The organism is Serratia sp. 25CWL12, from assembly GCF_055790885.1.
This window is the reverse complement of the sequence record NZ_CM147698.1, coordinates 883,946-895,947: the sequence shown is the minus strand read 5'-3', so window position 1 is coordinate 895,947 and position 12,002 is coordinate 883,946. Positions and strand designations below refer to the sequence as shown.

Here is a 12,002-nt window from a genome sequence, read left to right as displayed (position 1 = left end):
CAAAGAAACTGGCGAGAGTATTAATGAGTACCACCATGTCAGAACCCAAAAGACTGTATCAAGAAATTGGATTTTTGCTGCAAGAGCGTGTTGCCAAAGGTGAATTCAAAGTGGGTGACCGCTTGCCACCAGAGCGTGACATCGCAGAAAAAATGGACGTCAGTCGCTCAGTTGTGCGCGAGGCGATCATCATGCTGGAACTCAAAGGTTTGGTGGAAGTGCGCAAGGGTTCCGGTGTGTATGTGATTAACCAGCCAAGTGAAGAAAACCCGTTGACGCCGTCATCTGCATCAGGAACGAGTAGCGATATCGGCCCTTTTGAACTGCTACAAGCACGCCAATTGATTGAAAGTGAAATCGCCAGCTTTGCCGCACGGTATATCACCAAAAGTGACATTCAACGCCTGCGTGAGGCATTAAACACTGAAAAGCGCAATCTTGAAGCTGGTTGTGATGATTACGATAGCGATGAGCTATTTCACCTTACCATTGCCGCCGCCTCGCAAAACAGCATACTCGCTGACGTAGTCAATGACCTGTGGCTACGCCGTCATGAGAGTTCAATGTGGCGGCAGTTACATTCGCATATCGTTAATCATGATTACCGCAAAGCCTGGCTGCTGGATCATGAGCAGATCCTGATCGCGCTGCAAAAACGTGACCCAGAAGGCGCACGCAAAGCAATGTGGGAACACCTGGAAAACGTTAAACAAGTGCTGTTTGCACTTTCAGACGTTGATGACCCGAAGTTTGACGGCTACCTGTTCCCTTAACCCTATTTCCCGCAGAGGAGCCAGCTCCTCTTATTCGTATACGGTCGTGACTTTTGCTCAAGGTGAAAGTCCACCATGATAGAAGGTAGATTAACCATGGAACAAACCTGGCGCTGGTACGGCCCCAATGACTCAGTTTCACTCGATGATATCCGTCAAGCAGGCGCGACGGGAATTGTTAACGCGCTTCACCATATCCCGAATGGTCAGGTTTGGACCAAAGAAGAAATTCTTGCTCGCAAAGCCATCATCGAAGCAAAGGGTCTTACCTGGTCTGTGGTTGAAAGTGTCCCGGTACATGAAGAAATCAAGACACAAACAGGCAACTACCAACAGTGGATTGATAACTACAAGCAGACCCTGCGTAACCTGGCACAATGTGGTATCGATACGGTGTGCTACAACTTTATGCCGGTGCTGGACTGGACACGTACTGACCTTGAATATCAAATGCCTGATGGCTCTAAAGCGTTACGCTTTGACCAGATCGCCTTTGCAGCATTTGAACTGTACATCCTAAAGCGCCCAGGTGCCCAAGCAGACTACGCCAAGCAAGAACAAGAGCAAGCGCTTGAGTACTTCAACAACATGTCCCCAGAGCAGATCAAGCAATTAACCAGCAATATTATTGCCGGTTTGCCAGGTGCAGAAGAAGGCTACACGCTGGAAGAGTTCCAGGCACAGTTAGACCGCTACGCTGGTATTACCAAGGATCAATTACGTCAAAACATGGCGTATTTCCTGTCAGAACTGATGCCGGTGTGCGAGGAAGAAAACATCAAGATGGCGGTGCACCCTGATGATCCTCCGCGCCCAATCCTCGGGTTGCCACGCATCGTCTCAACTATCGAAGACATTGATTGGTTAACCGAGAAAGTGCCAAGCAAGATGAACGGTATCACTATGTGTACCGGTTCTTACGGGGTGCGTGGTGACAACGATCTGGTCAAGATGATCAAAAAGCATGGTGAACGTGTTTACTTCACTCATCTGCGCTCGACCCAACGTGAAGAACAAAACCCGCTAACCTTCCACGAAGCTGCACACCTGGAAGGCGACGTCGATATGTATAGCGTGGTGATGGCGATCCTGGAAGAAGAGCAGCGCCGTGAAAAAGCGGGCGATCAGCGTAAAATCCCAATGCGTCCTGACCATGGTCATCAAATGTTGGATGACCTGAAGAAGAAAACCAACCCAGGCTATTCGGCCATTGGTCGTCTAAAAGGTCTGGCGGAAGTGCGTGGCTTAGAGTTGGCGCTAAAACGTGCATTTTTTAGCTAAGACAATTAAATAGCAATAACGCGGTTAAACCGCGTTATTGCCTATCAAACTATATCTATCAAACTATACCTATCAAACTATACCTATCAAACAAAGCGCGTTAGAAGGTATAACGCACCCCTACACGAATACGGTACTGTTCCTGATTATAATAGTTCCAGCGATCTAACCATTGCAGGTCGAGATAAGGCATCCAGTTATTATCTATTTTATAACGGAATGTATTCGTGATCTCCCAATGATGGCTCTTGCCATTTTTACTATAGAAATCATTGGTCCGAATAAAATAATGTGGCTCGAATGTATAATTAAATTGTTCGGAGATTTTAAAGTTCCAGTAATTGGCAATCTCATGCGTGTCGTTGCGTGCTGAGTTACCATTAAAATCGATGGTGTCATAATTGCTACGATTATAACGATAACGCACCGTCAGGTTGAACGATGGCAGAAACTTGTAATTATTATCCAGATAAACAGAACCCCCTGACCCGGCACTATTTGAGTTCACCAACCCACCGGTAGTAATAGTCCATTTGTCTGTTGGACGAAAAATCGGGTACCACCCTTCTAATTCATTATAACTATGCTTTACTTGATCAAACTTCCCGACATTATAAGCGTTGGTCGCCATCAGGCCCTGTCCGCCATCAAAATGATAACCACCACGCAGAATGACTTCGCTTAAGTCTGACGCGGTATTATAAGCGGTACGTGTTTCCAGATAAGCTCGCCCAGCTTCAGCACCGGCTGAAATGACCAGCGTCATCATTAATAATGCCAACTTGGTGTTACGCACAATAGAACCACAACTCCTAGACATGGTTTACATTTCCTTGTGATAAAAGAATAAAGGGCTCCGCTATACCTGAAGGTATAGCGAGTAAGTATTATTACTGATGGTATAGCGAGTTAAACCTCTTCAATAATCTCTTTTTTTATTTCCGGATAAACTTCCCGACTCTCTTCTCGTTTCTCTTTTCTGATATTAATTTCTGCTATTATCTTCATAAATAGCTGTTCATTGAGTTTATAGAAGGTGGCCATCATAATGGCGGCCCCCATCGCCAAGATACAAGGATAAATAAAGATTAACTGGCGAAATCCTTCCAGCACTGCTGGCGACTGCTCAATATTCGGTATATAACCAATTTGCGTTAACATAATACCCGGTAAAAATCCGGCCAAGGCAGCAGATATCTTACGCGAGAAAGTATACCCGGTGTAAACCGACCCTTCGGCACGAATACCGGTTTTCCATTCGCCGTAATCGACAGTATCGGGCACTAACGCCCAATTCAGGCTATTAACGAAAGCGGTACCAAAAAAGGCCATGCAGGAAAATGCCACAAAAGAGAAAGAAGTACCGCCCCAGGCATAGTTAAATAAGTCCCCCAGGCACCATAGCAGTAGCCCGCCCAAATAGACGTTCTTTTTGCCAAAGCGTTTTACTGCGGCGGGCACCATCAGCACACCAATCAAAATGCAGCCCATGCTAAAGAAGCCCATATAAGAGAGCAATTTGATATCGTGCAATACGTATTGGGTGTAATAAACCTGGATTGCCAACTTGATATTAAATGCCGCTAGCGTACATAAATTGGCAAGACACAATACTAACAACGGTGGGTTTTCAAAAATAGCGCGGAACGATTTTAAAATACCGGGTTTATGATGGGCTGGCACCATTTCAACATAACGCTCTTTAACCCCGGCATAGCACCACCACATGCAAAATACACCGCAAGTTGCAAAGACGACCGCAGCAATCAGATAACCGATTCCTGGTTGCTCAGTAAATAACATTTGGATAGGAATAAATCCGACGGTGCACAGCAGTAATCCTAAGGTCGCCCCCCCTTGCCGCCAAGCCGCCAGTTGAGCACGCTCTTGAGGGTTTTTAGTGATCGCGGGCACCATTGCACCATAAGAACAATTCATCAAACTGTAAAACAGGCCAAACAACATAAACAGTACCGTTGCCAATACTGTCTTAATATTCAAACTGAAGCCGCTATTGGTAAAGTTTGCCACTGCCAGTAATCCGACTGGCAACGAAGCATAAAGAATAAATGGTCTGAACTTACCTTTAACACCAATATTACGCCGAGAATCTAACAAGACACCGGTCAACATATCAGTAAAAGCAGTAAAAAATTTAGCGATCAGAAAGATCACACCACCATAAATTGCAGGTATCCCTAAAATATCGGTATAGAACTTCAGTAAATAAAGTGTACCGATACACAACATTAGGTTAGAGCCAAAATCCCCCATGCCGTAAGCGAATTTTTCACGCAGTGGCAAGCGTAATGTGACGGAGTCTGAATAGGATGTCGCGTTGGGCATCTAAATGGTCCTTATTATTGTCTTATTTTTTATTTTTCAGGCGTTAGCACTGTTGGCTTTATGTACATAGCGGTATCGCTAACCTAAGCAATTGCCTGGCAATGATGAGCCTCATCCTTGAGGCTCGACACAGGACCGGTGCAAAGGCAATGCAAATCTGTGGTAACCCATTTGCCTTACTTTCGCCGTCTGGCTGTCATCTGAAATCCAGTGGGAATATCTGCTGACACCTTAAATCCATTGCCCCTTGGATGCATCTATCCCCAACCTCTCAACTCATACCGCTGGACTGACCTGACGCTTTCTATCTTCCAGCTCGCCGATAATTTTGAGGTAATTTTTCTCTGTCAAATGGTAGAACAGCTCCATGGTTAACGCCGTCAACACCGCCAATCCCTGATAGACCTTACGGAAGAAGGTAAACCCGGTTTAAACCCTACCTTCTGACCGCCGCCGGGCTAATATCAAACACGCTCAGCCGGTGCCCCAGCTTTAGCAGGTTGCTGGCTATGGGTGCCCCCATTTGGCCTAGCCCGATAAATGCGATCTATGCCATGGTTATTTCCTGTTGATTACAAGTGTCATCTTTGCGTCAACTCAATGCGCACAATTTAGACCACTTCTGTCTGTTTTTGATCGTATTTGTAATTTATGATTGAAAAATTGACATTCATCACTCTTTTAACATTTGAGAGAATTAAAATGATGGCATCGTGATCGGTAGCCAATTTTTGGCTGATAACCGTTTTACTCACAGCAAATTAATAACCAAGGATCCTGACAATGACTCGAATCGCATGTGTAGGTATTACGGTGCAAGACCGTTTGTATTACATCGAACAACTGCCCACTGGCGGTGGAAAATATGTCGCCAATGACTATCGTGAAATTGGGGGGGGCCGGCGGCAACCGCCGCTGTCGCCGCTGCCAGGTTGGGGGCTGAAGTGGATTTTATTGGCCGTGTTGGTGACGATGCCACTGGGCAAACGCTATTGGCGGAACTGAACGGTTATGGGGTTAATGTTAGTCATGTTCGCCGCTATCCACAGGCGCGTTCATCACAATCGGCTATTCTGGTGGATGCTCAGGGTGAGCGCATTATTATCAACCACCCAAGCCCCGATTTGCCTGAAGATGCCAGTTGGTTGAATGAAATCGACTTTAGCCAATATGATGTGGTATTAGCTGATGTACGCTGGCACCAAGGTGCTTTGACGGCCTTCACCCTGGCGCGGCGTGCGGGTGTCACTACTCTGTTGGATGCGGATGTCACACCGCAAGATATCCATCCACTGGTCGCTTTGGCTGATCATGCGGCGTTTTCTGAGCCCGGTTTACTGCGTATGACCCAGGAAACCGATATTGAGCGTGCTCTGCGCTTGGCTAAAAATGACAAAAATGGACACATTTATGTCACTCAAGGTAAACATGGCTGCTTCTGGCTAGAAAACGACCAGATAAAACATCAGCCAGGCTTTAAGGTGGATGTGGTGGATACCACCGGTGCTGGGGATGTTTTTCATGGCGCATTAGCCGTTGCTCTAGGCTCACAACCCAATCTCGCTCAGGCAGTGCGTTACGCTAATGCAGTAGCTGCGCTGAAGTGTACTCGCCCTGGTGGCCGTGCAGGGATCCCCAATTGTGAACAAATAGATTCTTTCTTGGCCAGTTTTGTATAAAATGTTCAATCAAGGGCATCATTAAGAGAACAGTTTATGAATCTGACCGAGCTTACCGGTAATCCGCGTCACGACCAACTGATTCAGTTAATCGCCAAGCGCGGCTATATGAACATCGACGAACTGGCACAATTACTGGAGGTTTCAACGCAGACGGTAAGGCGTGATATTCGTAAACTGAGCGAACAAGGGTTAATCACTCGCCACCATGGAGGCGCTGGCCGTGCCTCCAGTGTAGTGAATACTGCCTTTGAACAACGAGAACTCTCTTACACCGAAGAAAAAAACGCCATTGCCCGATCTATCGCTGACTATATTCCTGATGGTTCGACGGTGTTTATCACCATTGGCACCACGGTTGAACATATCGCTCGGGCGTTGATGAATCATCGGCATTTGCGCATTATTACCAACAGCCTGCGGGTGGCGCATATTCTGTATAAAAATACCGAATTCGAAGTGATGGTGCCGGGGGGTACATTGCGCCCCAATAATGGCGGGATTATTGGCCCCAGCGCGGTCAGTTTTGTGGAAGGTTTTCGTTCCGATTACCTCATCACCAGCGTAGGTGCCATAGAAGCCAACGGTGACTTGCTGGAGTTTGACGTCAATGAGTCAAGTGTGGCGAAAGCAATGATGACCCACTCCCGCCATATTCTGCTGGCGGCCGACCATACCAAATTTCACGCATCCGCCGCCGTAGAGATCGGCAATACACGACAGGTCACCGCATTATTTACCGATATCACTCCCCCGCCGGCTCTCCGGTCATTACTACAACAACAACAAGTGGAACTGGTGGTTAACCCCTCCAACAACGAACTACCGACATTGTGACCTACAGAGGAAATCAGCTGATTCCCCTGCTAGCACGACAACACATTGGCTCCATTCTATCCCTACTGAATCATTTGAACCGGTGGTATGGCAAACGTGATGACTCGCTAGAGTCGGCAATCGTCTCACCTATCATTCACCTGACATTTACCAATAACTGACCAATGACACGAATTGCTAAACGGCACCCCGGGTTGGCGACTTACACTATTAGTTACTATGGTTACTATACCGGACGAAATTAATAGGGTCTTAAACTATGGAAAGCTCGTTTACGCCTATTGAGCAAATGCTCAATTATCGTGCAAAAAGCCAAAAGGATTATCCCTATCGGGAGATTCTGCTAACCCGTCTCTGCATGCATATGCAAAGTAAGTTGCTGGAGCATCGTAACAAGATGCTGAAAGCGCAAGGGATCAATGAAACCCTGTTTATGGCACTCATCACGTTGGATTCGCAGGAAAACCGTTGCATTCAGCCTTCAGAGCTCAGTTCAGCTTTAGGTTCATCGCGCACCAACGCCACGCGCATTGCCGATGAGCTAGAAAAACATGGCTGGATTGAGCGCCGAGAAAGTGGCCATGATCGCCGCTGCCTGTATCTGCACCTGACCCAAGCGGGGGAAGCCTTCCTTAAGCAATTACTTCCGCCACAACATCAATGTCTGCATTTCCTGTGGTCCACACTCAGCCACGAGGAACAGCTGCAGCTCGAAATATTGACGCGCAAATTGTTGCATCGTCTTGATCAGATGGATGTTTCAGAACCGATATCCCCATAGTTGCTGTCCAGGTCGTCTATTGATGTTATCCCTTTGAATTAGCGACTCACCCCACTCCTGGTCGTGGTATTAGCAAACACCAACGCATTAGCTGTCAGCCCGCATAGCTGGTGCTAGCTAAGCGCCCTATCGTTTGATGGCTCAGAAACGGCGAACATAACAGCATAAATTAGTATCAAATTCATTCAAGTTGCATGCTGATAGAGGCTGCAACTCCAAGCACCAAGGAATTATTTCAACATGGGAAGCATGAATACCAATGCGGAGACTCAAGTACCGCAGCAACCGGCAAACAGCAAAAAACAGCAGCGTACATTTTGGCTACTGCTGCTGACGGTTATTTTTATTATCATCGGGGTGGTCTATTTGGTGTATTGGTTTATGGTACTGCGCCATCATCAGGAAACTGACAATGCTTACGTGGCCGGTAATCAAGTCCAAATCATGGCCCAGGTTTCAGGCAGTGTGAACAGTGTGGCATTCGACAACACTGACTTCGTGCACCAAGGTGATGTGTTACTGACTCTCGACCCTGCCGATGCTGAGCAAGCCTTTGCTCGCGCTAAAACAGCGTTAGCCAACAGTGTGCGGCAGACGCATCAGTTGGTGGTCAATAGCAAACAGTATCAGGCTAACATTGCACTGCGTAAATCCGAACTGAGTAAAGTGGAAAGCGACCTCCAACGCCGTATCGTGCTAGGCCATGCGGATGCGATTGGCCGCGAAGAACTGCAACATGCAAAAAATGCCGTGGACAACGCCAAGGCTGCACTGGAAGTAGCCATACAGCAATACAATGCTAACCAGGCGCTGGTGCTCAATACACCGCTAGAAGAACAGCCTGCCATTCTGCAGGCTGCAGCACAAATGCGTGATGCCTGGATGGCGCTGCAGCGCACACGTGTCGTCAGCCCGGTGACTGGTTTTGTCTCACGCCGCAGTGTACAGGTGGGCGCCCAGATCTCTACAGAAACACCGCTGATGGCCATTATTCCGGCAGAACTTATGTGGATAGATGCCAACTTTAAAGAGACCCAACTGACCAATATGCGTATCGGCCAGCCCGCTACCGTCGTCACTGATATTTACGGCAGTGAGGTGGTGTTCAAAGGCAAGGTGGTGGGTATCGATATGGGTACCGGCAGTGCTTTCTCACTGTTACCGGCACAAAATGCCACCGGTAACTGGATCAAAGTCGTACAGCGCTTACCAGTCCGTATTGAACTGGATGCACAGCAAGTTGCAGAACACCCACTGCGAATTGGTCTCTCTACGCTAGTGAAGGTTGATACCGCTAATCAGGATGGTCCGGTACTCGCCAATACCGTGCGTAAAGAGCCGCGCTATGAAACCAGTGCGCTGACGCTGGACCTGGCCCCGGTTAATCAGATGATCGCCGATGTGATCCATGCTAATGCCGGTTAAGCGGACGGGAGATTACCGTGGCACAAAAACCACTTGAAGGTTCCCAGCTTGCCTGGATGACCATCGCCCTCGCCATGGCGACGTTCATGCAGGTACTGGACTCCACCATCGCCAACGTTGCCATCCCCACTATCTCGGGCAACCTCGGTTCATCCAACTCACAAGGTACCTGGGTGATTACCTCGTTTGGGGTGGCTAATGCCATCTCTATTCCCATTACCGGTTGGCTAGCGAAACGCGTTGGTGAAGTTCGTCTGTTTCTGTGGTCTACCACGCTATTTGTCCTGGCTTCCTGGTTATGTGGTATCTCCAACAGTCTCGGGATGCTGATCTTTTTCCGCGTGATCCAAGGGTTAGTGGCCGGGCCGCTGATCCCGCTGTCACAGAGTTTATTACTGAACAACTATCCGCCAGCAAAACGTTCGATGGCCCTGGCGCTATGGTCAATGACCGTGATCGTTGCGCCAATCTTTGGGCCCATTCTCGGTGGCTATATCAGTGATAACTACCATTGGGGTTGGATCTTCTTTATCAATATTCCCATTGGCTTGTTCGTGATCCTGGCGGCGATGTCGACACTAAAAGGCCGGGAAACCAAGACTGAAATTAAACCCATCGATACTATCGGGCTGGTTTTGCTGGTTGTCGGCATCGGTTCGCTACAGATTATGCTTGATCAGGGTAAAGAGCTTGACTGGTTCAATTCGCCTCAAATTATTATTCTGACCGCGGTGGCAGTTATAGCGTTACTGTTCCTGGTGGTTTGGGAGCTGACAGATGAGCACCCGGTGGTGGATTTGTCCCTGTTCAAGTCACGTAATTTTACTATCGGCTGTTTGTGTATCAGCCTGGCCTATATGTTGTATTTTGGGGCCATCGTGCTGTTGCCACAATTGCTACAGGAGGTCTATGGTTATACCGCAACCTGGGCAGGCTTGGCATCCGCGCCAGTAGGGCTGCTGCCGCTGGTGCTGTCACCGATTATCGGCCGCTTTGGTAACCGCCTGGATATGCGCCGGCTGGTCACCGGGAGTTTTCTGGTCTATGCCATCTGTTTCTACTGGCGGGCCTATACCTTTGAACCGGGGATGGATTTCGCTGCGTCTGCATGGCCACAGTTTGTGCAAGGCTTCGCTATTGCCTGTTTCTTTATGCCATTGACCACTATTACCCTTTCGGGGTTACCCTCTGAGCGCATCGCCGCCGCATCGAGTTTGTCGAACTTTGCCCGAACACTCTCCGGCTCTATCGGTACGTCAATCACCACGACGCTATGGACCAGTCGAGAGTCAATGCACCATACACACCTGACCGAGTTTATTAATCCGTTCAACCCACAATCGCAGGAGATGTACCGCAAACTGGAACATCTCGGTATGAACAAGCAACAGGCTTCGGCCTACATCGCTAACGAAATCACTGCGCAAGGGCTGATTATCTCGGCAAACGAGATTTTTTGGTTATCGGCGGGGGTGTTCCTGATCCTGATCGCGTTAGTCTGGTTCGCCAAGCCACCGTTCAGTTCTGGTGGCGGTGGGGGCGGCGCTCACTGATCACCTTGCGATATATACAACGCGATATAAACAACTCGATATAAACAACTCGATATAAACAACAGGGGGTGAGTCACTTGACTCACCCCCTGATATTTTTCGGTTGTCTTTGCTACCCGGCTTACTCGTGATTCTGTCGCCACCAGTCAGCTAGCAGAATACCGGCGGTCACTGAAATATTCAGGCTATCTACTTTGCCAGTGCCGCCAATGGAGACACTCATATCACCCTGCTGCCAAGCATTGTCGCTCAAAGCACTGCCTTCCGAGCCTAACACCAGCACCGCCTTGGCAGGCAATTTAGCTTGCCCGGCACGCTCCCCTTTGCGGCTGGAAGCCGTGACGATGGTATATCCCGCCTGGCGGAAAGTATCCAGCACCGACAGGAAATCATCAGCATTGATCGCCTTGATATGTTCAGCACCCCCTTCAGCGGTACGCACTGCCGCACCTGACTCCAGTAAAGCAGGGTCTTGCAGTAACACACCATTCACGCCAAAGTTGGCACAAGAGCGCACAATCGCCCCCAGAATATGCGGGTTACCTACATCTTCCAAGGCAAGTACACAATCTTTGCTGGGCGCGCTCTTAAGATAAGTTTGCGCATCCAAGCCTTGACGTTTTTTGATCAGAAAACAGACGCCACCATGATGCTCAGTACCGGACGCTTTCTCCAGTTCATCATCATCGACTACATGATACGCTTTGCGGTTTGCTGCCATCCAACGTAGGGCTTCGCGAAAGCGCGGTGTGACTGATTGTATAAACCAGGCGCGTACAATGGACTCTGGACGGCTGGCGAACAGCGCCTGGCAGGCATTCTCACCATAGACTCGGGTTTCTTCCGCCCGTTGGCGACGCAACTGCTCAGGGTCAATAAAACTTTTGCCACTGATACCACCATGATCGAACGCGGGCTCTTCGTCTGGGCCACGTGATACCGTTTTCCATGGGGATTCATAGCCACCAGAATCTTCAGTGCGAGCTGGGCGGCGAGGACGATCATTTTCACTACGGCGAGGATCAGCATCCCGGCGGTAGCCACCACGCTGCTTATCCTGACCGGGACGACCAGAACGCGCATTGTCCGTTGGGCGGCCTTTACCGTCCGAACGTTTATTGTTGTTACGGTTGTCATCGTCACTGCGGACGTACATCACTTTAACTTTGCCGTTCTTGCCACTAAATGAATCGTTCATCTCATTCTCCACCAACGCGCAGGGCGCGAAGATTACCTGATGTTGCCGCGCTAAGCCACCAACTTGTGCTAAAAGCTGGCAACTATCAAACTGATCAATTATAGACCTGTCTCGATGCAAATTGCAGAG

The 12,002-nt window shown here is 48.7% G+C and carries 9 protein-coding genes and 2 pseudogenes; 7 read left to right on the top strand and 4 right to left on the bottom strand.

What is annotated here, in order from left to right; translation table 11 throughout:
• Window positions 1-35: 35 nt before the first annotated feature.
• Both ACX9GV_RS03870 and uxuA read left to right on the top strand, forming a co-directional pair.
• A complete protein-coding gene (locus ACX9GV_RS03870; protein ID WP_473197106.1) occupies window positions 36-773 on the top strand; it encodes an FCD domain-containing protein in 738 nt (245 codons plus the stop codon).
• Window positions 774-869: 96 nt separating this feature from the next.
• On the top strand, window positions 870-2,054 hold the full coding sequence (uxuA, locus tag ACX9GV_RS03865) for a mannonate dehydratase (protein WP_023491774.1): 1,185 nt from the start codon (window positions 870-872) through the stop codon (window positions 2,052-2,054).
• A 100-nt stretch (window positions 2,055-2,154) separates the two neighbouring features.
• On the opposite strand, the gene ompL is transcribed toward uxuA, so the two are convergent.
• The 3 genes and pseudogenes from ompL to ACX9GV_RS03850 all read right to left on the bottom strand — a co-directional run.
• Complete coding sequence (ompL, locus tag ACX9GV_RS03860; protein WP_473197972.1) at window positions 2,155-2,823, bottom strand: porin OmpL; 669 nt, start codon at window positions 2,821-2,823, stop codon at window positions 2,155-2,157.
• 140 nt (window positions 2,824-2,963) lie between these two features.
• The gene (locus tag ACX9GV_RS03855) at window positions 2,964-4,400 is read right to left on the bottom strand and encodes an MFS transporter (RefSeq protein ID WP_037386839.1); all 1,437 of its coding nucleotides are present in this window, start codon (window positions 4,398-4,400) and stop codon (window positions 2,964-2,966) included.
• 439 nt (window positions 4,401-4,839) lie between these two features.
• Window positions 4,840-4,947, bottom strand: a pseudogene (locus ACX9GV_RS03850) (NAD(P)-binding domain-containing protein); the annotation flags it as partial.
• A gap of 236 nt (window positions 4,948-5,183) precedes the next feature.
• Between ACX9GV_RS03850 and ACX9GV_RS03845 the strand changes: the two are divergent.
• From ACX9GV_RS03845 to emrB, 5 genes and pseudogenes are all read left to right on the top strand, one after another.
• Window positions 5,184-6,079, top strand: a pseudogene (locus tag ACX9GV_RS03845) (sugar kinase).
• 36 nt (window positions 6,080-6,115) lie between these two features.
• The gene (locus tag ACX9GV_RS03840) at window positions 6,116-6,916 is read left to right on the top strand and encodes a DeoR/GlpR family DNA-binding transcription regulator (RefSeq protein ID WP_023492132.1); all 801 of its coding nucleotides are present in this window, start codon (window positions 6,116-6,118) and stop codon (window positions 6,914-6,916) included.
• 259 nt (window positions 6,917-7,175) lie between these two features.
• Complete coding sequence (gene mprA / locus ACX9GV_RS03835) at window positions 7,176-7,697, top strand: transcriptional repressor MprA (RefSeq protein WP_473197105.1); 522 nt, start codon at window positions 7,176-7,178, stop codon at window positions 7,695-7,697.
• 249 nt (window positions 7,698-7,946) lie between these two features.
• On the top strand, window positions 7,947-9,122 hold the full coding sequence (gene emrA, locus ACX9GV_RS03830; RefSeq protein WP_473197971.1) for a multidrug efflux MFS transporter periplasmic adaptor subunit EmrA: 1,176 nt from the start codon (window positions 7,947-7,949) through the stop codon (window positions 9,120-9,122).
• A gap of 17 nt (window positions 9,123-9,139) precedes the next feature.
• Entirely contained in the window at window positions 9,140-10,675 is a 1,536-nt protein-coding gene (gene emrB / locus ACX9GV_RS03825) for a multidrug efflux MFS transporter permease subunit EmrB (protein ID WP_473197104.1), read from the top strand.
• A gap of 121 nt (window positions 10,676-10,796) precedes the next feature.
• On the opposite strand, the gene ACX9GV_RS03820 is transcribed toward emrB, so the two are convergent.
• Window positions 10,797-11,873, bottom strand: a complete 1,077-nt coding sequence (locus tag ACX9GV_RS03820) for a tRNA/rRNA methyltransferase (protein WP_023492137.1) — start codon at window positions 11,871-11,873, stop codon at window positions 10,797-10,799.
• Window positions 11,874-12,002 lie beyond the last annotated feature (129 nt).